Here is a 24,853-nt window from a genome sequence, read left to right as displayed (position 1 = left end):
TGCATAATTGTAGAAATTTGCAGTGCACTCAACAAGCGTCTCTTCACTCTCGCTCCGTGATTTACGCAAGGTTTCTCAAAAGAGTACCCCGATTTTTCGATGCCAGAGAGAATGCCTGCAGCCTCTCAATCAAGCGGCCTTGCCGGTAGAGCGTGCCGCTTCATCCAGTGACCGCATTAACAGTTCTGCTGTCCGCAGTGTGGCCCCCCGCTGACTCAAGACGAACTCCTGCGCTCTGGCCCCCTGCTCCCGGGCAGCCTCAGGATTCCTGAACCAGTTCGAAAGCTGTCCTTCGAGTTCCGCCTGATTCCGAACCACCGTTGCCGCCTGATGCTGCAATAGAGCAGCAACGATATCCTTGAAATTCCAGGTATTGGGACCGAATAACAAGGCCGCACCGTACCCGGCAGGCTCAATCATATTCTGCCCTCCTCGCTTCGTCAGGCTACCTCCCACAAAAGCGAAATCGGCCAGCCCCCAACAGGCTTTTAACTCTCCCAGTGTATCCAGCAGACAGATCGGGGGTCTTTCCGAGGTCGAAAAGGGGATGAACCGGCCCTGCTCCTCGTCAGACTGCTGACTTCGACAAATCAAAGGCAACCCGTAACTTCTGACCAGTGCTGCCACTTCCTCAAAACGCTCCTGATGCCGTGGTACGAGGATCAGACGCAGATCTGGATACTGCCGACGAAGCTCAAGGTAAACATCCAGCGCAATTCTCTCCTCCGGATCCTGAGTACTGCCCGCGATCAGCACCATTTCTCTCTGCTTCAACTGAAAGGTATCTCGTAATTCCCGGGTCAGTTGATTACCTCGTTCCACTTCAATTCCGTCAAACTTGATGGACCCGGTCACCTGAATCCGCTCAGACGTTCCGGCCAGCCGCGAAAATCGCTCTGCGTAAGCTTCAGTCTGTACAGCCATGAGCTCCAGACGATTCAGTAGTGGACCGATCAGAGCTCGCAACCGCCAGTATCCGCGGAAACTCTTTTCACTCAAGCGACCATTGATGATGGATACAGGAATCCCCATCCGGTCTGCTGCCAGAACAAAGTTCGGCCAGAGTTCCATTTCGACCAGAATCACCGCCGAGGGACGGATCCGCTGCAGGGCTCGTTTTACGGACCAGGAGAAATCCAACGGGAAATAGCAGACCGTATGGCCGGGAAACTTTTCCTGGGCCACCGCATACCCAGTGTGGGTAGTCGTCGTGATCACGAATTCCAGTTCCGGATGTTGTTCACTCAGAATTGTCAGCAGCGGTGGAAGCTGCAGCACTTCGCCTACACTGACCGCGTGAAACCAGAAACAGGGACGATCCCCTTCACGTTCGGGCAGCTTACCGAGAAACTTCTGGCTCCAGCCTGAGCGATATTTCTTCAACACCAGAGCACGGTAGGCCAACACGGGAGAGACCGCGATCAGCAGCAGACCGTAAACCAGGTTCAACAGATACGAAACCAAACGCACGGGAGTCCATTCCCCTTACGAAATTAACAGGTTGAAAACCGGAGCCGATCAGGCTTGGCCGCAACACTTCTTATATTTTTTCCCACTCCCACAGGGGCAGGGATCATTTCGACCGACTTTCGGCTGATCGTTCACAATGGGCTCAATCGAACGCTGTTCCGGTTCGGGAGCATTATCCTGCTCGCCTGTCGGATCATCATATTCAAAATCGTCGGTCACCTCTTCATGTACCGTCGAAGTGACCTGCCACAAGGACCCAACGAAATCAGGGCTCTGCTTTTCCAGACGGAAAATCGCCGATGTGACCTGCTGCCCAATGCGGCCCCACATCGCGTCGAAAGCCTTCATCCCTTCGCGTCGATATTCGACCTTGGGATCTTTCTGAGCGTATCCCACCAGGCCAATTCCGGACCGCAGATGGTCCATGTAATACAGATGATCTTTCCAGGATGTATCCAGAACTTCCAGGATCAAAGAACGCTCAGCCTGGCTTAATTCAGGACGGTAACGTTTGTTGTACGCCTGGTACAGACGAGTCCGGACTTCATCCGTGGAGAGCGGCTCCAACTCTTCTGTGGTTACATCCAGTTCCAGCTCTTTTTGTGCCCAGGTGGCGAGTTCCTGAAGCGTGGATTCCTTATGTTCGGCTGGTGTTCCCATGACCTGAAGGTCTTCCGAATAGGCTTCGGAAAGATATTTCTCAATCCGGGAAGAAGCCTCTCCATTGACGAAGACCTTTTCGCTTTCAGCGGAGAGAATCTTCTGGATTTCGCTGACCTGCTTCCCCTTCAGTGCTTCCAGATCCAGATCGGAATGGAACCGGGAATTGGCCCATTTCACCAGTCCCACGCGGCTATTGGCTTCGTTACCGGGTTGCTGATTCCCCAGGAAGTTGTACATGCCCACGGTGACCGGGAAGGTCACTTCTTTTTCGTGGTAAAGCTCTTTCACTTTCTCCAGAATCTTCGTTTTCGATTCCGGAACACTCAGATTTTTAAACTCCTGGGGATCGACTTCCAGGCCGAACTGATAATTCAGGTACCCTGACAGGGAACGAATCCCCCAGTCTTCATCCAGGAAGTTTTCCAGCGGAGTAAAATCGATTCGTTCGATTGCCTTCAAGGCATGATCGTAGAGGAACTGATGCAGCCCGTCGCGACCGATTTTCTTCAGCTCACGATCGTTCAGATTCAGACCATAATGAGCATTCGCCCATTTGGTGAGCGCCTGCCAGTTCCAGTCATCTTCATATTCTTCCGGCAGATTTTCACTGATCTGTTCGGCGATCAGGTCATCAGCCTGTGAGGCAGCTTCGTCTTTGAGAAAGCTGACCAGTTGGTCAAAGGTCATATCCCTGACATCGGAGGCATCGACTTCGATATGGGCTTCCTGAGTTGACCAGGCTGCAATCGTATCCCAGCGATAACTGCTGTCGAGTAGCCGATCAGTTTCTTCATCAACCTGCCTCTGGATCATTTCAATAATCAGCTCACGGCAGTTACAGCCATCCAGAATCCGCTGACGATAGCCATAGACGTTCTTACGCTGTTCGTCCATCACTTCGTCGTATTCGAGCAGGTGTTTTCGCTGCTCAAAATGCCGTTCTTCTACCTTTTTCTGGGCGCCTTCAATTCGCTTGGAAACCATCCCGCTTTCAATGGCTTCCCCCTCTTCCATACCCAGACGTGCCAGAATGTTTTTCACCCATTCACCGGCAAACACACGCATCAGCTTGTCTTCCAGTGAGAGGAAGAACCGGCTGGAACCCGGGTCTCCCTGACGTCCGGAACGACCACGGAGCTGGAGATCGATACGTCGGGAATCATGTCGCTCAGAGCCGATCACATGCAATCCGCCCAGCTGCATCACTTCTTCACCTTCGACATCCATTCCTTCCCGTTTTTCGATTTCCTTTACCTTGGAGTCCCATTCTGCCTTGGGGATCTCAATTCGGGAGTCGTATTTCTGGCTCAGTTCTTCCCAGGCCAGATGCTCGGCACTTCCCCCCAGGATGATGTCAGTACCACGACCGGCCATGTTTGTGGCAATCGTCACGGCACCTTTTCGACCAGCCTGTGCAATGATTTCTGCTTCACGCTCATGATTCTTGGCGTTAAGCACATTGTGGGGAATACCGTATTTACTCAAACGATGGCTGACAATTTCAGACTGCTCAATAGAAACAGTACCGACCAGGATTGGTCGCCCGGTCGCATGGACCTCGCGAACTTCATCCGCGATCGCATTCCATTTTTCTTTTTCCGTCTGGTAGATCACATCCGGATGGTTAATTCTCTGCATCGGACGGTTCGTTGGGATCGTGACCACATCCAGCTTATAGATTTTCCAGAACTCTTCTGCTTCGGTCATCGCAGTACCGGTCATCCCGGCCAGCTTGTCGTACAGCTTGAAAAAATTCTGCAGGGTAATTGTGGCCAGAGTCTGTGACTCTTCCTTGATCTTAACCCCTTCTTTGGCTTCGACGGCCTGATGCAGACCATCGCCCCATTGACGACCAGGCATCAGACGCCCGGTATTATCGTCCACGATAATGACTTCGCCCTGCTGCACTACATAATTCACATCACGTTTGTAGAGATGATGTGCCTTGAGTGAATTGTCGATCAGGTGCGGCCACTCCATGTTACCTGCTGTATAGAAGCTTTCTACACCTGCCAGTTCCTCGGCATGTTTCACACCAGCGTCAGTCAGGTGACAGGTATGTTCTTTCTCTTTAACTTCAAAGTCTTCACCGACCTTCAGTTTCAACGCAACAGAATTTGCCCGTGAATACTTGGTAACATCATCCTGGGCGGGACCTGAAATAATCAGAGGCGTACGGGCTTCGTCGATCAGAATGTTATCGATTTCGTCCACGACAGCAAAATTGAGCGGTCCCTGCACCTGCAGCTCTTTGACCGGCTTCATGTTGTCGCGCAGATAATCGAAACCAAACTCATTATTCGTTCCGTAGGTGATGTCGCAGGCATAGTGCTTCTGCCGCTCTTCGGGTCCCATTCGCGACTGAATCGCACCAACGGTGAGTCCCAGGGCGATATGAATTGGTCCCATCCACTCCATATCACGGAGTGCCAGGTAATCGTTCACAGTGACGATATGCACTTTGCCCGAAAGTGCGTTGAGGAACGCAGGCAGGGAGGAGACCAGCGTCTTACCTTCCCCGGTGACCATTTCCGCAATCGTCCCTTTGTGCAGGAAATAACCACCAATCATCTGCACCGGATAGTGACGCATATTCAAATTCCGACGGGCCGATTCACGCACCGCAGCGAAGGCATAGGTCAGAATATCGTCCAGCGTTTCACCCGCAGCCAGCCTTGCTCTTAATCTGTCGGCGGTTTGTTTCAGTTCCTCATCGGTCAGTTTCATCAGCTCCGGTTCGAAGCTGTCAATTTCTGCCAGCATGGAACCGGGAGTGATTTCATCTTTGCCGTCTTTGTCACGCACGAAGCCCAGTTTGCGGATCTGTCGCTCGTTGGAAGAGCCAAACAATCCTGTCAGAAACCGCTCTAACCATGCCGTAACTGTTGTCAGCCACTCACCCAGTTTGTCAAGGAATTCCATTATGTAACCCGAACTCGAATTCTCTAAAATTTAGACGATTGCTGCTTCCGGGCAGTCAGAGCTCACTGTCATACTGGCAGGGAGCCCATTCTCACCCCGCCCGACGTAAATAGAGCGAGGTCTCCTACCGTCGACGGTCCAGAAGACATTTAATTTTTGTAAGTTCTTCTCTTTCCGAAGTTTATTTATTTTGAAAAATATGGTCAATGGCGGTCTCGCCTTCTGACCAGCGGTTTACTTCGAATAAAAGAAAGGATTCGTCATACAGAATTGCAACCAATGTGCCAAGTCTGGGGGATTTGTAATATCTACGTCTGGCTAAAATCAACGAATTTCGTATAGTTCACAGAGCAAGACCAAGTGCATAACAACACCTAACCCCCTGTGGAGACTGCACATGCAGAACAGTCCCGATGACGAAAAATACCAGGCTGGTCCGCCACCGCTGCCCCCAGCTCCCGATTTGGACATTATCGTCAGTACAGATACGCATCGGACTGAACGGATTCCTGCCGGTCAAAGTCGAACGCGCAAATGGCCGGTCCTGCACGCCACCAGTGTGCCCGCCGTAAATCTCGACACCTGGCGACTTGAGATTGGAGGCCTGGTCGACACGCCTCTCTCATACAGTTGGGAAGAATATCAACAGTTACCGCGCACCCGAGTCTTTGCGGACTTCCACTGTGTCACTCGCTGGTCCCGTCTGGGAAATCTCTGGGAGGGGGTTTCAGCGCGTGAGATCATGCAACGAGCAAGCGTACAACCGACGGCCCGCTATGTCATCGCCACCGGTTATGATGGCGACTGGACGACTAACCTTCCCCTGGCCGACTTCCAGTCTGAAGATGTACTGCTCTGTGACACGCACGATGGCACACCCCTCGATCCAGATCATGGAGGTCCACTGCGGCTGATCGTCCCCCTGCTCTACGCCTGGAAAAGTGCCAAGTGGCTCAAACGGATTGATTTCATCGCGGAAGATCAACCGGGCTACTGGGAGCAGTGCGGGTATCACAATCATGGTGATCCCTGGGTGGTCGATGAAAACAATCCTGACGGAGAACGTTTTCAGTCGAGAGACCATATTCCCCCGGGGTTTGAAGCGTAACTCAGAGGGCCCCTTTTAAACTCAAACACGCAGAGCTCCTGCCGTCTGCTGGACTAAAATCATTCTGATCCCCTTCGAGGAAAAAACCCGTGCTTCGAGCATAAACAGTAGATTGATCAAATGAATCTGAGCCCTGCCACCGAAAAACAGTACATCACAAACATTTCGAGACTCAGCCGCTTTACGGGCGGTTACTGTCTGTTTTTTGGCACAGTTCTCTTTGTAGTCAGCCTCGTAATGCACCCTACGATTCTGATTGGCGCGGTACTGCATCTCATCACGGGCCTGCTCTACTTCCTGCTGTCGAAAGGGATTCAACAGAGATCAGAACGGAGTATCGCCGCACTGACGCTTTTTTCTGTCGTCCTGACTGCAGCCAGTTTCACAGCCATTCTATATCTGGTCCTGGAGGACTGGAATATACCGGCACTGATTGGACTGACGATCTTCCTGATCATCAATCTGCAGCTCTTCATCGAACTGATCCTCTGGAAACGATTTCGCAGACGACTTTCCAGCAAACAGGAAAGTCAGTCACAAGAATCACCCCCAAATTAATCAGCATCATTGAAAGCTACATTTCCCAAGGCCTCAGAGTTGCACAGAGTGCAACTCGCGTTAATTCATCAGAGCTGAACTCCTGAAACCGATCCAGTTTCAAAAAGGACTGCCTGTCGATACTGGCCAAGGCGATAAAACAGTGCTTGATCATCCAGCCGGTATAATATCCTGGAACATGACTCTCGCGAGGATCCGCTTCCCGTTCACCATCACACATCTCACAACAATAAGTCTGATCACATTCGAGCAGGTCCTGATCATCCAGGCTGATGAATCCATCAGGCCATTCATAAACTTTCCAAGGCAGCGTAATGCGATGATACCCAGACACCGTGAATATTTCATACCTGACGGTGATCAACGAAGCCTTCTGAATTTCTGCGAAGACCTCTCGCTCCACATCTTGCTTTTTGGCTTGTTTATATATCTTAGAGAGGAATTCCGCATGCCGTGCTGAAACGGGGTTTTCCAATGTCGCAGCAACGATCGATAAATAATCTCGCTCACGTTCATCGTCTGGAATTATGCCCGACCATAGCTGGAAGTCATCCATTAACGCCGAATCTTGAAACAACTCTCCGGCAACCTGTAAGAAGGAAGCCGCTTTTCGGACAAACCGGATTTGTTCTTCATAGCAATTCAATAGAGGACTCTTTACCAGTACAGGTTTACCAATCCAGCAGAGTGCAAAACGGTTCCATTTGATCAGCGATAAGGGCTGATCTGAGAAGACACGAGTTTCCCCCAGAGGTTCAAACGACTATCATCAGTAAAACATATTCAAACGAAGCCCGTCTGGGACTTGAGTGCGTGCTTTCAAACTCACTCTAAACTCAATGATTACTCAGACGGAAGACATCGACTTTGAAGGAACATCCTGCATGCCCCCCTCATCTTACAACCCTCATTACCAGATCAGCTCTCTGCTAATCATGATGGCGAGCCTGTTGTTTGCTGATATCACACAGGCCGAGGAACTGAATGGTAACGCAGTCATCCGCCATAAAGCAGGTGATTCGGAGATCGTCATTACGACGACCAATCGGTTAGCCGGGGCCATTCATTCTCTGACATGGAATGGGAAAGAATTCATTGACAGTTTCGATCACGGCAGGCAATTGCAGTCTGCCGCCAGCTTTGACTGTGCCAGACCGGGAGAATTCTGGGCTGAGTGTTTTAATCCAACCGAAGCGGGCTCTCGCTCAGATGGTGCAGGTCCATCCTCTTCCAGCAGACTGCTTCGCATCCAGGCTCAGGGAAATCAACTCACAACAACGACTCAGATGGCGTACTGGCTGGCCCCCGGACAAAAGTCATCAGGCAGGCCCGCACTCAACAAACAAGTGCTTTCCAATCATCGTCTGACGAAACAGGTTCGCATCGGTTATCAGCACCTTGATCAGGTGCTCGACTACCGGGTGACATTTACCATCCCTGCAGGAGAGCAACATCATTACGCTCAGTTTGAAGCCCTTACCGGTTATATGCCTGCCGAGTTCGAGTCATTCTGGAAACTCGATCCAATAACGGGAATGCTCAACCCCCTGAACGATGGACCGGGTGAGCAGAGATTTCCCGTCATCCTGAGCACCAAAGATCAGCAATACGCCATGGGCGTCTTCTCTCCTGATCAGCCGGCTCCCGGCTTTGAACACGCCGGCTATGGTCGCTTTCGATTTGCCCCACAGAAAGTGGTGAAATGGAACTGTGTGTTTCGTGTCCGCAATCCACAGGGAGTGGCAGTAGGACCCTATTCGTATCAGGTCTTCGTTGCCGTAGGCACCCTGGAAGATGTGAGGCGAGATTTGATGGGGCTGATCAATTTGACCAGGTAAAAGGTGACTGAATAACTTTGAGTGAAGTTGTCCCAACACTGGAACGAAAAACATTCGAAATTATTTCGACTCTGATGTCGGAAGTGTACAATACGGTTGATACCGGTAATACTTGGGTCGATCATCCAGACGGACGTGGAGCCAGGCCACTCCTGCTCCTGCAGTACTTAACCAGACAGGTTGTTCACTGACTCGCTTCTGCATGACACTGCCGATCGTTTTCCAGAATTCCAGCACCTGTGCCTGGGGGGCTCGACGAACAAAATCCGCCAGATGACAGTAATCAAGCTCGGCAGAAGCTGGACAGGGAACAATCAGGATCGCATCGCGGCCCAGATTCGAAAAACTCACAACAGCTTCATGCGGAACGATTGAGAAATGCTCGGCAAACGCACCACGGTCCACTGGACGATCCAGCGTGGGGCTGTCAATGATCACAAACTCAAAAAGGCGACTTAGAGTTGAGGCTGTGACGGGAGGCGTCTCCCAGCGGAAAGCCGTAAAAGGTAGTGCTGCCAGCATCTCGGTGAACCAGAGTCTGAATTCCGTGTCTTCCTGCCACAACTCCAGTACGTCTGCAAAGCGAACGACCTGTGAATCTTCCACAACCTGGAAACGCAGCATCCCGGCCTCTGACAGCGACTTTTGTTGAAGCTTCCACATGATGTGCGGCGTTCTCCCTGACTGTGCATCCTGTCTGGAAATATGATTCGCGACCGGTATGATAGGCTTCGATCCAACTATCGCATTGTAAGAGAGTCAGTCTCAATCCGGTAAGTGTTTCCCGTGAATCTCGCTTTAGACGTATATTACCATCCGGACGATTCAGCCACAGTCGCAGGACTTCTGTTCGACGACTGGGAATCAGACCAGGTAGCCGAAACGCTCCTCAAATCGATCCCCGAGGTTGCGGAGTATGAACCCGGACAATTCTACAAACGCGAACTCCCCTGCCTGCTGGCTTTGATCGCAGACGTGAAACCCGAACTGGAAACCATCGTCATCGATGGTTACGTCACACTGGGAGCAGACCAGCGTCCTGGACTGGGCACCTGTCTCTATCAGGAACTGGGAGAAGAAATCCCCATCATTGGCGTTGCCAAATCCCGCTTTAATCAGACTCCCTCGGAGACGGAAATCCTGCGCGGCAACAGCCAGAATCCGCTGTTTGTCACCGCACTGGGAATTCCACTGACGGAAGCACGACACAAAATTCAGACCATGCACGGTCCGTATCGTATTCCCACTCTGTTAAAGCAGGTCGATCAACTCTGTCGAGTAGAAAAATAAGGGATTTAAACCTGTGGTGCCGCAGCCAGCACAGCTTCAGAAACTCCGGAAGAATACTTCATAAAGTTCTGATTGAATGCGTGCGCCAGTTTTTTCGCGGTCTCCTTGTAGGCACTCTGATCCGCCCAGGAGTTATGAGGCACGAGCATTTTAGAATCCACATCGGGGCATTTGGTCACGGTCGCGGTGCCGAAGATTGGATCGACTTCGGTCGGAGCGTGATTCAGTGTTCCGGAATGGATCGCGTCAATGATCGCACGCGTGTGCTGCAGACTGATTCGATTACCGACGCCATAGGCACCACCGTTCCAGCCGGTGTTGACCAGCCAGACGTTGGCATTGTACTTCCGGATTTTCTCCGCCAGCAGATCCGCATATTTACCGGGATGCCAGACCAGGAACGGCCCACCAAAGCAGGGAGAGAAGGTCGCCTCTGGTTCGTTGACTCCCATTTCGGTGCCAGCCACTTTCGCAGTATAACCACTGATAAAGTGGTACATCGCCTGCTCCGGGGTCAGTTTACTTACAGGAGGCAGTACGCCAAACGCATCACAGGTCAGGAAAATCACATCGGTAGGATGATCTGCCACACAGGGGATTTTCGCACTGGGCATATATTCGATCGGATACGCCCCGCGGGTATTTTGCGTAAAACTCGTATCATTGAAGTCCACGTGGTGATGCGCTTCGTCATAAACCACATTCTCCAGTACCGCCCCATAACGCAGTGCCTGGAAGATTTCCGGTTCATTCTCGCGAGACAGATAGATAGCCTTTGCATAACAGCCCCCCTCAATATTGAAGATGCCGTTATCGGTCCAGCAGTGTTCATCGTCTCCAATCAGATACCGCTTAGGATCAGCAGAAAGCGTTGTTTTCCCCGTTCCCGACAAACCGAAGAGCACCGAGGATCGCCCCGTCTGGCGATCGGCGGTCGCCGAGCAGTGCATTGAGAGAATCCCTCGCTTGGGCATCAGGTAGTTCATGACCGTGAAGATGCCTTTTTTCATTTCGCCGGCATACTCGGTCCCCAGAATGACGATCTCACCATCCTCAATACTTAAATCGACACTGGTTTTGGATGTCATCCCCGTTGTGAATCGATTCGCAGGGAATGTGCCTGCATTATAAATCACGTAGTCCGGCTTTCCGAAATCCTTCAACTGTTCTTCGGTCGGACGAATCAGCATGTTGTGCATGAATAATGCATGATACGGACGTGAGCAGATCACGCGGACCTTGATCTGGTATTCCGGATCCCAGCCTGCAAACGCATCGATTACGTAGAGATGCGGGCAGATGTTGAGATAGTCGGTTGCCCGTTCGCGGTTACAGTAGAAGGCATGCTGATCCAGGGGATAATTGACATCCCCCCACCAGATATCTTCCTGGGAATTCTTGTGTTTGACGACCCGTTTGTCTTTGGGGGAACGACCGGTCTTCTCACCTGAATAAGCAAGCAGCGCTCCCGTATCGGAAATTGAAGTTCCCGGCTCATAGCGTATGGCTTCTTCGTACAACATCGAAGGATCAGGGTTCCGCATGACCCAATCTACATTGATTCCATGCTCCGACAGATCAAACGACTCCATTTTCATCTCCATTTTGAGAACTCAAATCACAGCAAACACAGTCTGCCCATCCCCGCCAGTTCCAATCAGACAACCTAAGGAAGAGGCGCGTCGTAAGTTTAATATCATGCTGCGCTTTCACCAAGAGTGATTCTCACCTGCAGGTCCGGTTTTCTGAGAAGAAAAGGAGTTCGCAGTCTTATCGGGCAGCCAGACGCTGCAGTCCCGGTTCCATCCGCTGCATCGCGTCATCAAAACTGACCAGAGGTGCATATCCGAAATCAAGTCGGGCACGACTGATATCATAGTAATGAGAACTGCTCAGTTGAGAAGCGAGAAAGCGGGTCATCGGCGGCTCTCCTGGAAGGTGCAACGTACGGTACAAAAATTCCAATACGCTGCCGATCCGCCTGGCGGCCTTGACCGAAATCCGCTTTTCAACGGGCGGCAGTCCTGCCAAAGCCAACAGTTGATTGATCCAGGTCCACATCACCACCGGTTCTGGTTCATTGATGAAATAGGCCTGTCCACCAACGGGAGAATCGCAATACAGACGTGCGGCAGCCTGCAGATGGGCGGCTGCCGCGTTTTCGACATAACTCATTGAGATCAGGTTCTCGCCCGTTCCCACCTGCCTTAAGCGACCGGATTTCGCTCGCTGAATCAGTCGGGGAATCAGATGATTGTCACGCGGGCCCCAGATCAGATGCGGTCTCAAAGCAACGGTCGCCAGGCCACGCGTCCCATTGGCCGCCAGGACAGCCTGCTCAGCCAGCATCTTGGTGTGTGGATAATGACAGAGAAAGTTCTGGCTGTAGGGGAGTTTCTCACTGGCATTTTCATGCGCAGAGCCATCGTAGACCACACTTGGAGAACTCGTATAAATCAGACGCGTCACACCCTGTGACTGGCAGGCTTCCAAAACATTCAACGTGCCCTGAGTGTTAATGCCATAGAAATAATCCCACGGCCCCCAGATGCCGGAAACGGCTGCCGTGTGATAGACCGTCTCAATGCCCGTACAGGCTCGCTCTACTGCAGCAGCGTCGCGAATATCCCCCTGGATGGTTTCGACATTCAACTCCTTGAGGCGAGGATACTCTCCACGGCAAAAAACGCGGACCGTCTCCCCTGCTTCGACCAGTTGTTCGACGATGTAGAGCCCCAGGAAGCCGCCTCCCCCGGTCACGAGGACTTTCATGTAACCTGCCTTTCGGCCCAGGGAGCCAGCTTTTCACGAAAGATTTTCACATTATGCCTGATATCAACGGGTAACGATTTATGAAACAGGACCGTTTCAATTGACTGCGTGAGTGCATTCGCCTGCCCCAGCTCGAGCAGTTCCTCTGTCAGTTGTTTGCGCGCTGTCTGACTTTGCGGAAAGTCCCCCTGCTCCGGCTCTACGATAATCACCGGACGTTGCTGTGGTTTCCCACCGACGCCCACCAGAGCACTGCGGTAAATCCGCGGATGCTGATTGAAGATCGCCTCGCAACAGATGGTAAACATCGGGCCCTCGGCCGTTTCAACCATATGTGCTTTCCGGCCACAGAACCAGAGTTTTCCAAGTTCATCCCGGTAACCCACATCCCCCATGCGGTGCCAGAACTGTGCTCCATCTGGAATTTTAGCCAGACGCGTCGCTTCGGGGCGCAGGAAATATTCACGCGTGGCCATCGGCCCCTGTACGATGATTTCTCCGATCTCCCCAACTGAAAGTTCTTCCGCCTGCTCAATCGACTCGAGGGGTTCGTTATGAATCCGGATGATTTTCACCTGCACTCCGGGAAACGGAATTCCCACACAGGTCCCGGCTCCTGTCGCCGTCTGCTTTGAGGTCTCTTCGAGTACCTCACGTCCACAGATCGAAGCAACCGGCAGTGATTCTGTCGCTCCGTACGGAGTATTGATGTCTGCTTCCTCACAGCTTAACGTCTGACGCATCCGCTTAATCACATGAACGGGAACGGGGGCTCCAGCAGAGAGCACACGTTTTAGAGACGGCAGTTTAATGTCATGCTCTTCACAGTACCGGCCAATCCGATTCCACATCGCGGGAGAACCAAAGGCCTGTGTCACCCCCTGATCATTCATCTGACGGATAATTTTCTCCGGATCCACCAGGGCCGGCTTCGTCGGATCCATATCAGGCACAACGGTAGTCACTCCCATAGCCGAATTGAAGAGTGCAAACAGCGGAAAGCCCGGCAGATCGACTTCACCCGGCTGGATCTGGTAATAATCGCGCAACAGATCTACCTGAGACCAGAACATGCCATGCTCATAGGCGACCCCTTTAGGGGGACCTGTGCTCCCGCTGGTGAAGATGATCGCCGCCGGGTCGGTGCGGTCGCGTTGAATGATTTCAAACGGCGTCCATTCTTTGCCCAGTAACCAGTCATAGTCGATTCCTGAAGTCAGAACCGGCTTGCCGACCGTCACGTTCAGGCGGGCTTTGGGAAAGTCCCGTCGCTTGATCTTACGAAACAACTGTGCCAGCGGAATCGCAACAAAACCTTCGGGCTCCACTTCGGCCAGACAGCGAATAATATTTTTGCGGCCCATCCCCGGATCGATCAGAATGATCACCGCTCCTGCCTTGAACAGCGCAAAGGTGAGTGCGATGAATTCCAGGCTGGGGCGCACCATCAGGGCCATCCGGGTTCCCGGTTTCACTCCCAACTCAATCAGCCCCCGCGCCAGGCGATCACTTTCCTGGTCCAGTTGCTGAAAGGTCAGACTGCTGTAAGTGTATCGCCCCTGTCGGTCCTGACCCGCGGGAAAGACCACCGCTTTCTGGTGCGGCCAGGCTTGAGCAGACTGGCGAAGACGATCGGCGATATTAAATTGATCAGACATGACAGACAGGTACGCAGCTTCCGAAACAGGGAAAGTCCTTTACTGGCGAACCAGAATTTCTCCCTTCCCCAAGGTCAGAAAATCGCCGCAGTAGCGGCGATATTCACTGCTGAAACAGTTCTCCGGTACCGGAAAACCGGTTTGCGCCAACTTGCGCAGAAAAAACGAGAGCCATGTCGGCCGATAAAGGCATGAGTAGCGAAATGTGGGCAGCAGATCCGGTTCTCCCGCTTCTCCCAGCAGCCCGAGTGTCCCTCGCCGCATTCCGGCTCCGGCCAGTACCCCCATTTTGCCGAAAGTAAAAATTGAACCGGCAATCATATCAAACCCGGTCGCATCGCCGGCATTACCCCCGATGACAATCGTGCCACGACGCATCCGATGCCCGACTTCATTACCAACATGACCATTGACCATGATGGTGCCTCCCCGCATCCCGCGTTTACTGCCAGGATAGGCAGCCCCAAGAAGGTCGCCGGCATTCCCTTGAATGCTGAGCGCTCCTCCCTGCATCTCGGTTGCGGCACAATCGGCGACATCTCCTTCAACGAGAATTTCACCGCCTGTCATCTCCGCCCCCAGATGCATGCCGGCGCTGCCTTCCACACGGATGCGACCTCGTGAGAGACCGGCACCAATGTATTTCAGGCGCGCACAATCACCGGTAAAGACCAATAGATCCGGTTCCGCATCACTCTGCTGGACATCAAAGAATTCCCCCACGGTAGCCTGGCGATTGCCCAACAGAACCGGTAGCGCACAGATCTGGTTCAGTGACTGACCACTCACTGATTCATGACTCACCGAGTTTACTTCGAGAGAGACCGGGAGTGACTGTTTAAGCGTAAACGTGAGGGCCATTCGGGAAGTTCTATATCAGCTGTTGACGGTTTTCTGGCCCATGTTGGCCAGACCTTCGATGAAACGCCGTGCTGACAGATAATCGTTGGGAACCATGTCCCGGATCTGTCCCCGCAGCTGATTCTTCATGACCTGTGCTTCGTCATAAATCTCCTGCGAGATTTCGGAAGTGGCACCGGTCGAATCACGCAGTTTGAAGAGCTCCTGCATTTTATCGCGAGAATCTTTGTACTCTTCTCCCATCAACGCTTCAGGCCAGGCGATTTCCCCGGTCGCAGGATTCAACTGACTGGCACTCAGTGTCGTGTCAGTTTGCGTGAAGCCAGGCTCGTAATACACGGGAGTTCCGGTCTCGCGACGCTTCTCGTTCTCTGCTACCCGTTTCTGACGGGCGGCTTCCTGTTGCTCTTCCCGTTCTTTCTGTTCCGCGGCCCGTTGCTGGTTATAAGCCCGCTGTGCCTTTTGGACTGAGACGTAGGTATCAGCCAGTTTCTTCTGGTTGTCAATATACTTGCTCTGCGCGTCCTGGTAATTCACCAGCGCCTTGGTGTGATCCACCTGGGCCTGTCCTCGAGCACGGACCAGATCGGCCATTCCCTGATAACGGGAACCGAGCGCATCCACCGGAGAGCCCCAGTTGCCGGTGTAGTATCCGCCATACCAGGGACTGTAAATCGCCGGGCTGTAGCTGCCGGGCCAGTAGTAAACATTATTGTTTCTGTACCAGGGACCTGCCTTCAGGAAATGACCAGCAGAAAACAGTGTTATGATTCCCAGTAACAACATGCTCATTTTCAAAGTGACTGTTTTCATGTTCGACCTCAGAGCGGAATTTGAGTGTAGTTCACGTGACTGCCCGAAATCTGATTCGCAGCAGACGGCTTGTGTGATTTCCTGATGAATCCGAGTGGAAATACTTGATTTTTAAACTCGGATCATGATATCAATTATAGCATAATGTTCTCGAATCTTTTTCGCCAGTCTTTCATCTGAAGGTAAGATGAATTCTTTCTTATCCACAGACCACTGGTACTCGCAACGATCAGCTCCAGGAACCATGCTCATGCGTCAGTTACTTACTGCAGGACTCACTTTGGCGATCTGTCTGCTCGCGACTCCCCTACTTCTTTCAGCCAGCATGGACGTCAATAAACTGGTCCAGGAACTGAAAAGCAACAATGAGGACGCTCAGGCACTGGCAGCACACCAGTTGGGCGAATTGGGGCCGAGTGCGAAAGCTGCGGTACCAGCGCTGATTTCTGTCGTTAAAGAGGGTTCTGTAGCGGCCCGCAGTGAAGCCATCACCGCCCTGGGAAAAATCGGGCCTGATGCCTCAGCTGCCGTTCCTGAACTTGCCAAAGTTCTGCGTGGTTATTCTGTCATTCTTAAGTACAACGCTTTGCAGGCCCTCCGCCAGATTGGTCCCGGGGCCAAACCCGCTCTGAAGCAGATCATGCCTCTGCTGGAGAGTAACAATTCTTACTTGAAAATTTCCGCCGCCTGGGCTGCTGCGAAAATCGATCCTGAAAATCAGGAAACCTTGAAACAGGTCATCCCCATCTTGCTGGAAGGCTTGAATATTTCGATCAACGAGGTCCGCAATGATGCAGCACTGGCGCTGGCACAAATCGGTGCTCCCGCAGTGAAACCATTGCTGACAACACTTAAACACGAACACGAAGCGAACCACAATCAAGAATGCCAGCAGATCTGTGATGTACTGGCCCAGATGGGAGCCGGTGGCGAATCAGCAATTCCGACCCTGATCAAAATTCTGGAAAAAGTAGATGATCCCAACCTGGTCTGGCGAGCCGCACACGCTCTGGGAAATATCCGCTCGCAACCTGAGAAAGTTGTCCCCGCATTAACGACGGTCCTCACAAATAAATCTGAGATCGTGCGTGCGAATGCCGCTATCTCGCTGGGAGACTTTGGTCCTGAAGCCAAATCGGCTGTCCCTGCATTAACTAAACTGCTGTCAGATCCTGAACTCAATGTCAAACTGGACGCCGCCACTGCTCTGGGAGCCATTGGACCGGATGCAGCCTCTGCCGTCCCCGAACTGGCTTCTGCGATGCAGGCAGGTCCCGTCTCGCTGACACTTACGAGTGCCTCTGCTCTGGCAGCCATCGGTGATGCATCTGTCCCCGCATTGAACAAAATGCTGCAGGACGATTCTCCTTTGAAATTACTGGTAGTTCATGTATTGGGCGAAATCGGTACTGGTGCCGGGGCTTCCATTCCGGAACTGATCAAACTGTTAGATTCTACCGATCCTGAAGTAAAAATGTCCGCGATTACCAGTCTGGGAGAAATGGGACCTGCTGCGAAAAAGGCAGAACCTCAACTGCTGGAAATCCTCAAATCAGCCCAGGATCGCACCCGGAATGCCGCTGTCTTCGCCCTCTCCAAAATGGGCAGCAAAGCAGCCATCCCCGAGATCAAGAAACTCGCAGCTGAGTCATCTGATGACGAACGGTTACAGCTTGTCTGTGCCTGGGCGCTGGTCCGCAATAACCCCCATGACCCGGAAACGATTAAAACAGCACTCCCCGGTCTGACGAAAGCACTCACAGATGAGCGTCCCCTGGTCCGCCGAGAGGCCGCTAATGCGATTTCCCTGATGGGACCTGAAGCGAAATCTGCGATTCCTGCACTGACAGCGGCGCTGAAAGAAGAAGAGAATCCACGCGTCATCCAGGAACTGATCACAGCCCTGGCCGAAATTGGCCCCGCTGCCGCACCTGCGATCTCTGCAATTGCCCCCTATCTCAATTCGGGCAATGTCGATCTTCGTCTGGTCGCTACTTATGCGATGGCCCGTTTCGGAAAAGTAGCCAAAGCGGAAGTTCCTCAACTGGAGAAAACACTCAAATCCAGCAATAACAATATGGAGAATGCTGTCACCCTCTGGGCATTGACTAAAATTGATCCGACTCCCCAACGGGCTGAGAAAGCAGCTCCCGTGATGGCCAAAGTCGTAACCGATCATCCGAATCCGGATGCCCGTCTCGAAGCGGCAATCAGTCTGGGTGAATACGGGATCAAAACCCCGGAAATCAAACAGGCTCTGGAGGCCGCATCCAAGGATCAGGATCCACGCGTGAAAAAAGCAGCCGCAGCAGCTCTCAAAAAACTGAGCAGCTGATACTCACTACCTGTTGACATAAATCAACATCTCCGCCGATTTGTTGATTTATGACATCAGCAGGAAAGCTCCTGCTCTGGCAGCTGGATTCAAGCGATTTCGATATGCAACGAGAGACACTTTCTACAAAGAACCTCTCACTAAGGGTTTAGACGCAGACTACTCTTCAGTTTCAAAGTCTGCGCGAACTGATTATCCGTGATTGGGCCTTCGGCAGGTCACTGGCATGGATCTTGCGATTCTCTTACTACTGCAGAGTTAGAGAACCGGAAATCGAGACATCCTTTACCAGTATGGGAGCTGCCATGATCACCGTTGCTGAAATCAACGACATCGAACGCCTGGATCACTTTCGACTGGCGTGGCGCGATCTGCTTGGTAAAACCAGGGGAGCGACCTTCGCTCACTCTCCGGAATGGCTGGAACACTACTGGGCACACTTCGGAAAGGGGCTCAAATTACGTGTTCTGTTCGTCACACTGAGAAATAAAATCATCGGTATCGTGCCACTGGTAGTGAAACCGGTGGCAACACCGCTGGGCACTGTGCGAGTTCTGACCTATCCACTGGACAACTGGGGGACTTTCTATGGACAGATCGGTGGTAACTCGGCAGCGACAATGGTCTCAGCGATCAGACACATCCGCTCGACTCGACGTGACTGGGACCTGATCGACCTGCGGTATATTGACCAGGAGGGTCACGACCATCGGCGGACAGCCAATGCCTTAAAGTCGGTCGGTTACCAGGGCAGTTCGGCTCCCTGGCGTCGTTTGTCCCTGGTCAACACCAGTGATACCAGTTGGATCGAGTATCTGGCCAGTCGATCCCCTGAAGCCAGAGAACACATTCAACAGTCTGAAGAAATCACGGCGCGAGACGGACATGTTTCCTTTTACCGCTCACGGTTGAAAGATCCGCTGGCTCCCGGCTGGAATCCTCGCTGGGATCTCTGGTCTCAGTTCGAGCAGATGGATTTCCGACATGGGAATCAGACACTGATCGCTGGAGGCGCTCATACTCTCAAACAAAAGCTGGACTTCCTGCGGGATATCCATGGCCCTGCATCACGCTCCGGAATGGCCCGCATCGATGCCCTGTTCGTCAATCATCGTGTCGTCGCATTTGCCTACGGCCTGCAATACACTGCTGGTACCGATTACCTGGCCATCGGTCGTGCTCCTGATACCAATCCGGAAACGGTCACGACTCTCATCTCAAATATGATACAGCAGTCAATCCTGGATGGTGAACCTGGTGTGAACCTGAGCTTATTAAGCACGTCTGCAGCCAGCCTGTGGCAGAATAGCGTACGACACAGCTACCGCTGCTCACATTATCCGCTGACAGTTCCACGGTCACAGTTATTGAGGCTGAACCGCTGGATGCAACAGCCTGTAGCCAGCCCCAAAGCCAATGGCAGTCCAGCAATGGTCAGTGACAGTCAGGCCTCTCGGGAAATCGAGTCGAGTATCGAACTGGCTGCAATTGCGCCGGAGGACTGGCCCGAAGAGAACACTATGCAAGCGGAGCCTGATTCCAAGCGTCCTCCCTTTCGCATTGTCGGCTGATCAACGCGGAGTCAGGAAGTCTAAAGATCACTCCGGATTGGGGGCGAACTTGACAACCATCAGGGTACGGTCGTCACCATCATTCCCCCCTTCGAGGTGTTGCTGTAACTTGGACCAGATCCCGCGCATCACTTCGTCTGCGGTATCTTCAATGTGATTTTCCAGGACCTTCATGATACCATCAGAGCGGAACATTTTCCGTTCGCTGCTCATGGCTTCGCTGATACCATCGCTGAATCCGACAATGATGTCATTCTTGCAGATCGGAATGACCGAATAGTCGTAATCGTTTGATTCCGTGACTCCCAGCAGCATTCCGTGAGAGGTCAGAGTGGTGATCTTCCCTTTGTGAACCCAGAAAGGCGCAGGATGTCCCGCGTTGGTATAAGTAAACGTCCGGGCCCGGGTATCGATCACGCCATATAACATGCTCATGAACTGATGCGGCAGCGAAGTATGATACAGCGCCGTGTTAATGCGGCTGATGACATGCTGGGTATCTCTAGCCTGTTCAATGGGCCCTTCTGTCAATGTGCGTAAAGCTCCACGCACAGATGCCATGACCACCGCAGCCGGGATACTGTCTCCCGAAGCGTCTCCCAGCGCGAAACAGGTCACATGCGGAGAGAGTGGAATGAATTCACAGAGATCCCCCCCGACTTCGTGATGACTGATCGACTGGACTGCTGCCTGGAACTCGCGATCCCAGTCACGTTCCTGGGCCAGTTCGACAGGAAATGATTCTGAAATCACCTTCAACTCTTTCTTGAGTCGCAGCTGATTCTGACTTTCTTTGAGTAATACAGCCCGTTCCAGAATGGTACTGACCTGGGCACCAATTGATTTCAGAATATGGACATCGCGTTCATTGAGATGGCGGGCACGTCGATCGAAGGCCCATAGAGTTCCAAAGGGGCCCGTCTCGGACTGCACCGACACACAGACTCCCGTCAGACATCCCCCAGGCAACCATTTGGCCAGCTCCGGATTCTCATGGCGATTCACAATCAGGGCATCGTGTGCGAACGCTTCCAGATCAGGGGGTGATTCTTTCAGTTTCCGGCGATGAAAGGGAATCTCAAATGTATGCAGACAATACTGGACGCGGAGCGAGAGTTGATTCGATTCCGAATTCAACAGGAAAAAGCCCGCAGCCCGAAATCCCGTCAGTTGCAGAGCTGCTTCCAGCAGTTTCTGAAGTGCGTCCTGCAGTCCCTCCTGGCGGGTAACTGAGAGGCCGACATCCATCAGTGTAGTGACTTCGCGGTTCTTGAGCTCAAGCGAGGAGCCCATGGTTTCAATCTTGGAGATTAATCCGCCTACCAGCTCAGCCAGCTTGATTGCCGTCACAAACATGTGATCATTGGCAGTCTCATAAGGCAGCGTCAGGTAAAGGTATCCCAGGGTCCGCTTGCCGTCTTCAATCGATTCGTACCAGCAGTATTTCGCGTTCTGGCAGAGTTCCGCTTCCAGAGATTTGCGTTCACCCGGCTTGGCGGGCGTAAAATGCAACGGCCAGCCGGTGATCTCCGTAAACTGGTCACAGAGACCATGTATCCAATCCAGAGGTTGCGCGGTGAGTACCTGTTCCATTACACCTGATCCAAGACGACGAAACTGAGATGAGTCGTTCGAGCACAGAATGCTCCTTCGTCTTGTATCGGCCGCTATTCCCTCCGGGCCTTGACGCCTGTCTGACTGTAACGGTTACAGCGGTTAAGCACGCTGAATTCACTTCAGAATCAGGAAATCCCCACGTTCGATTGAACTTGAGTCGAGCAATTTCCTGTTAGCGGTAGCGTTCGATGATCGCACATCCGCAGGAGTCGCTCCAGACGTTAACCGAAGTACGACACATGTCCAGTACACGGTCGACAGCGATAATCACGCCCTGTGCTTCCAGTGGAAGCCCCACTGCCTGCAGCACAATCGCCATCATCACCAAACCGGCGTGGGGAATGCCGGCAGCACCAATACTTGCCAGTAACGCGGTAATCGCCACCAGGATTTGCTGCTGGACAGGTAACACTTCCCCCGAGTAAGCCTGTGCGATAAAGAGGACTGCAACCGCTTCATAGAGTGCCGTTCCATCCATATTAATCGTCGCCCCCAGAGGCAGCACAAACGAGCTGACCTCATTCGAGACTCCCGCATTCTCCTCAACACAGCTGATCGTCAGTGGCAGTGTTCCGTTTGAGGAGGCTGTCGAGAAGGCGGTCATCAACGCCGGGCCCATTGCCCGGGCAAATTCCAGGGGAGAACGCCGCGCTACAAATTTCAGCAGACAGGGCAAGATAACAGCCGCGTGTATCAATAGAGCCAAAAGTACTGCAACCATATACCAGCTGAGAGTCTTGAAGATTTCAATCCCCTGAGAAGATACGGCATAAATCATGAAAGCCAGCACACCAATCGGAGCCAGACTGATAATAAACATGGTCATCCGCATCATGACTTCAAATCCGGCCTGAAAAATATCAGTCAGCACTTTCGCATGTTTCCCCCCAACCAAGATGATGAAGATCCCGGACAGGATGCTGAATGAAATGATCGAAAGGAATTCCCCTTCCCCCAAAGAATGGATAATGTTGGTGGGAATCAGCCGATCGACCATATCGATAAAGATTGAACTGATCGACTCCTGCCCTGAAGACAACGAGCCACTGCCACCAGGCAATTCAGCGCCAATTCCGGGGCGTATCAGATTCACCACAAATATTCCGGTAAAAATTGCCAGCAGACTGGTGGAGAGATAATACAACAGCGTCTTGGAGAACATGGCACCAAAGCGAGTAGCATTCCCCAGGCTGGCAATTCCGGTGATCAGGGAAGTCACAATCAGGGGAATGGTTACCATCTTCAACAGACGCAAGAACAGATCGCCAACCCACTTGGAAATCGCCATCACCTTTTGACTGATTGTATTCCCGAAGAGTTCGAACTCCGTCTTCCACTGTGGATACTTCTCGACCAGTTTCTCTCCGTTTGCTGCAGAATAGGTGGTGACCGTAACTTTTTTATCGACGGTACGGGTATAAGTCAGATGAACTTCTCGTGCGGAGTCGACGATATGGATCATTCGACCTTCAACTTTAAATGTCTCGGACTTCTCCAGATCGCCTGCCACAAACTGTTTTTTTAGCTCGGGATAGCGTTTCAATAACGCTTCCTTGCTGGAGAACTCCAGAGTTTGCGGATCCTGTTCGGCTTGCTGCTGCACCACCTTATAGCCGCCATCCTGCGGATTGACAGTCAGTGTGAGACCGACCAGTGGTTCTTCCCCGGGATTGAATAGAAACCCCAATACGGTCCCAAGGATTAATGCGATCAGAATCTGATAATGCAGTGGCAGGCTCTTCATGAAACACCAACTTCCCTATTTCACGTTACAATGACTCACCAGACCACGTTCAGATTTTTAAGACCGCTCAGTCGCGCGATCAATACCAGACGGACCATGACCAGAGGCTCCGAAGGGATCCTCTGGCTGGTCCGGGAATACCTGATTCAGTGGTTTTCACCCCGTTTTTTTTGTCGGGTTTAGCTGCGAGCGCAATCGCAGTTGAACGGTAGCCAGGCTCCGTTTTCCTTGCTGCTGGCTACAGACTGCTCAATAAAGAACATTCCTTCCACTCCATCATAAACGTTGGGATAGATCGTATTTTTCGGTTCGAAGGATTCGCCCGTAATCCGACTGATCATGGCGTCAAAAGCGGAGCGATAGATGTTGGCAAATGCTTCGAAGAAAGCTTCCGGGTGTCCTGCCGGCAATCGGCAGGCAGCTGCTCCGCTTTCGTTCATGAACGGAGCATTGGGATCACGGGTGTAAATCGCGTGTGGCTGACCGTTACGACGGACGATCATCTGGTTAGGCTCTTCCTGTCTCCAGGACAGTGCGCCTTTGGTGCCGTCGATTTCAATGAACAGATCGTTCTCGCGACCATGCGAAATCTGGCTGGCGGTAACAGTTCCCAGAGCTCCGTTCTGGAACCGGATCACAGCATGACCGTAATCATCCAGCTGACGACCGGGGGCAAAAATCTTGAGGTTACAGGAGATCTCAGCCGGTAAAAGCCCGGTCATGTAGCGACCCAGGTTATAGGCATGAGTGGCGATATCACCAAAGGCCCCGGCAGCTCCGGATTTTGAGGGGTCGGTACGCCAGGCAGCCTGTTTCTGATCTTCTTCCTCCAGGCGTTTCCGCAACCAACCCTGAATGTAGTTCGAACGAACGGCCTGAATTTCGCCAAATTCTCCGTTCAGGATCATTTCGCGTGCCATTCGAACCAGCGGGTATCCGGTGTAATTATGGCTGACGGCAAAGACCACACCCGACTTTTCTACCAGGCCTTTCAGTTCTTCTGCCTGAGCCAGGTCAAAGGTCATTGGCTTATCGCAGATCACATTGAAACCCGCCTCCACAGCTGCCTTAGCGATGGGGAAATGTGTAAAGTTCGGGGTGGCAATACTGATGAAATCGATCCGCTGATCTTCGGGCAAAGCGGACTCTTTCTCAATCAGTTCTTCAATTGAGCCATAAGCCCGTTCGGGAGGAATGTCATAAGCAGGCGCCGATGCTTTCGCTTTCTCCGGATTGGAAGACAAGGCCCCCGCTACCAGCTCGGCCCGGTTATCGAGACAGGCAGCAATGGAATGCACACGGCCGATAAACGAACCCTGGCCCCCGCCAACAAGTGCCATTCGTAATTTACGATTGAGTTGACCGTTCATTGTTTCCATTGAAGCATTCCTCCCCTTGTTGATTCATTCCAGACCCGTGCAATAAGACGAGTTAGAGTTGAGCTGCGAAATGTTGAATCCCACCAGTCGAACTGACCAGCTACGTACAAAGCAGCATACTTTTGACGGTTCGGAATTACAACCAAAGTGATTTTCAGGGCGTATTTTCAAGCCAGACCCCGTAAATTCACATCCCGTTTCCATCTCAGCTTTCACAGCAATCATGTCTGGCAGAATGCGGGACTCTTGGATAC

At 52.3% G+C, this 24,853-nt stretch carries 18 protein-coding genes; 6 read left to right on the top strand and 12 right to left on the bottom strand.

Annotated features, from left to right (window positions below; genetic code table 11):
* Positions 1-129: 129 nt before the first annotated feature.
* Together HG66A1_RS10290 and secA are read right to left on the bottom strand one after the other, a co-directional pair.
* Positions 130-1,470, bottom strand: a complete 1,341-nt coding sequence (locus tag HG66A1_RS10290; protein ID WP_145183014.1) for a 3-deoxy-D-manno-octulosonic acid transferase — start codon at positions 1,468-1,470, stop codon at positions 130-132.
* Positions 1,471-1,518: 48 nt separating this feature from the next.
* Complete coding sequence (gene secA, locus HG66A1_RS10285) at positions 1,519-5,055, bottom strand: preprotein translocase subunit SecA (RefSeq protein WP_145183011.1); 3,537 nt, start codon at positions 5,053-5,055, stop codon at positions 1,519-1,521.
* Between the two features lie 397 nt (positions 5,056-5,452).
* Here secA and HG66A1_RS10280 point away from each other — a divergent pair, with 397 nt between their 5' ends.
* The gene (locus HG66A1_RS10280) at positions 5,453-6,163 is read left to right on the top strand and encodes a sulfite oxidase-like oxidoreductase (RefSeq protein WP_145183009.1); all 711 of its coding nucleotides are present in this window, start codon (positions 5,453-5,455) and stop codon (positions 6,161-6,163) included.
* Positions 6,164-6,283: 120 nt separating this feature from the next.
* Positions 6,284-6,721: a hypothetical protein gene (locus tag HG66A1_RS10275; protein WP_145183006.1), complete on the top strand. Its 438-nt coding sequence runs from the start codon at positions 6,284-6,286 to the stop codon at positions 6,719-6,721.
* Between the two features lie 16 nt (positions 6,722-6,737).
* On the opposite strand, the gene HG66A1_RS10270 is transcribed toward HG66A1_RS10275, so the two are convergent.
* Positions 6,738-7,367 carry a hypothetical protein gene (locus tag HG66A1_RS10270; RefSeq protein ID WP_145183003.1) on the bottom strand — a complete coding sequence of 210 codons (630 nt, stop codon included), beginning with the start codon at positions 7,365-7,367 and terminating at the stop codon, positions 6,738-6,740.
* 238 nt (positions 7,368-7,605) lie between these two features.
* Between HG66A1_RS10270 and HG66A1_RS10265 the strand changes: the two genes are divergently transcribed.
* A complete protein-coding gene (locus HG66A1_RS10265) occupies positions 7,606-8,559 on the top strand; it encodes a hypothetical protein (protein ID WP_145183000.1) in 954 nt (317 codons plus the stop codon).
* Between the two features lie 60 nt (positions 8,560-8,619).
* On the opposite strand, the gene HG66A1_RS10260 is transcribed toward HG66A1_RS10265, so the two are convergent.
* The gene (locus tag HG66A1_RS10260; RefSeq protein WP_145182997.1) at positions 8,620-9,222 is read right to left on the bottom strand and encodes a DUF6940 family protein; all 603 of its coding nucleotides are present in this window, start codon (positions 9,220-9,222) and stop codon (positions 8,620-8,622) included.
* 123 nt (positions 9,223-9,345) lie between these two features.
* On the opposite strand from HG66A1_RS10260, the gene HG66A1_RS10255 reads away from it, so the two are divergent.
* Positions 9,346-9,849 carry an endonuclease V gene (locus tag HG66A1_RS10255; protein WP_145182994.1) on the top strand — a complete coding sequence of 168 codons (504 nt, stop codon included), beginning with the start codon at positions 9,346-9,348 and terminating at the stop codon, positions 9,847-9,849.
* A 5-nt stretch (positions 9,850-9,854) separates the two neighbouring features.
* Here HG66A1_RS10255 and pckA read toward each other — a convergent pair whose 3' ends face one another.
* The 5 genes from pckA to HG66A1_RS10230 all read right to left on the bottom strand — a co-directional run bounded on the left by pckA (position 9,855) and on the right by HG66A1_RS10230 (position 15,953).
* Positions 9,855-11,441, bottom strand: coding sequence for a phosphoenolpyruvate carboxykinase (ATP) (gene pckA / locus HG66A1_RS10250; protein WP_197997084.1), 1,587 nt, complete (start codon positions 11,439-11,441; stop codon positions 9,855-9,857).
* Positions 11,442-11,619: 178 nt separating this feature from the next.
* Positions 11,620-12,621 carry an NAD-dependent epimerase/dehydratase family protein gene (locus HG66A1_RS10245; protein WP_145182988.1) on the bottom strand — a complete coding sequence of 334 codons (1,002 nt, stop codon included), beginning with the start codon at positions 12,619-12,621 and terminating at the stop codon, positions 11,620-11,622.
* Entirely contained in the window at positions 12,618-14,279 is a 1,662-nt protein-coding gene (locus HG66A1_RS10240; RefSeq protein WP_145182985.1) for a fatty acid CoA ligase family protein, read from the bottom strand. Before HG66A1_RS10240 ends, HG66A1_RS10245 begins: the two co-directional genes overlap by 4 nt.
* A 39-nt stretch (positions 14,280-14,318) precedes the next feature.
* Positions 14,319-15,140 carry a formylmethanofuran dehydrogenase subunit C gene (locus tag HG66A1_RS10235; protein ID WP_145182982.1) on the bottom strand — a complete coding sequence of 274 codons (822 nt, stop codon included), beginning with the start codon at positions 15,138-15,140 and terminating at the stop codon, positions 14,319-14,321.
* Positions 15,141-15,155: 15 nt separating this feature from the next.
* Positions 15,156-15,953 (bottom strand): hypothetical protein, encoded by a 798-nt coding sequence (locus tag HG66A1_RS10230; RefSeq protein ID WP_145182979.1) that lies wholly within the window; start codon positions 15,951-15,953, stop codon positions 15,156-15,158.
* A gap of 250 nt (positions 15,954-16,203) precedes the next feature.
* Between HG66A1_RS10230 and HG66A1_RS10225 the strand changes: the two genes are divergently transcribed.
* Together HG66A1_RS10225 and HG66A1_RS10220 are read left to right on the top strand one after the other, a co-directional pair.
* Positions 16,204-18,288, top strand: coding sequence for a HEAT repeat domain-containing protein (locus tag HG66A1_RS10225; protein WP_197997083.1), 2,085 nt, complete (start codon positions 16,204-16,206; stop codon positions 18,286-18,288).
* A gap of 305 nt (positions 18,289-18,593) precedes the next feature.
* Positions 18,594-19,859, top strand: coding sequence for a hypothetical protein (locus HG66A1_RS10220; protein ID WP_145182973.1), 1,266 nt, complete (start codon positions 18,594-18,596; stop codon positions 19,857-19,859).
* Positions 19,860-19,886: 27 nt separating this feature from the next.
* On the opposite strand, the gene HG66A1_RS10215 is transcribed toward HG66A1_RS10220, so the two are convergent.
* From HG66A1_RS10215 to HG66A1_RS10205, 3 genes are all read right to left on the bottom strand, one after another.
* Complete coding sequence (locus HG66A1_RS10215; RefSeq protein WP_145182970.1) at positions 19,887-21,452, bottom strand: GAF domain-containing SpoIIE family protein phosphatase; 1,566 nt, start codon at positions 21,450-21,452, stop codon at positions 19,887-19,889.
* Between the two features lie 196 nt (positions 21,453-21,648).
* Positions 21,649-23,220 carry a dicarboxylate/amino acid:cation symporter gene (locus HG66A1_RS10210; protein WP_145182967.1) on the bottom strand — a complete coding sequence of 524 codons (1,572 nt, stop codon included), beginning with the start codon at positions 23,218-23,220 and terminating at the stop codon, positions 21,649-21,651.
* 179 nt (positions 23,221-23,399) lie between these two features.
* Entirely contained in the window at positions 23,400-24,599 is a 1,200-nt protein-coding gene (locus HG66A1_RS10205) for a Gfo/Idh/MocA family protein (RefSeq protein ID WP_197993999.1), read from the bottom strand.
* Between the last annotated feature and the right edge of the window lie 254 nt (positions 24,600-24,853).

The organism is Gimesia chilikensis (assembly GCF_007744075.1).
Lineage (GTDB): Bacteria > Planctomycetota > Planctomycetia > Planctomycetales > Planctomycetaceae > Gimesia > Gimesia chilikensis_A.
The sequence above is the reverse complement of the archived record's forward strand: the minus strand, read 5'-3'. Positions and strand labels throughout refer to the sequence as shown.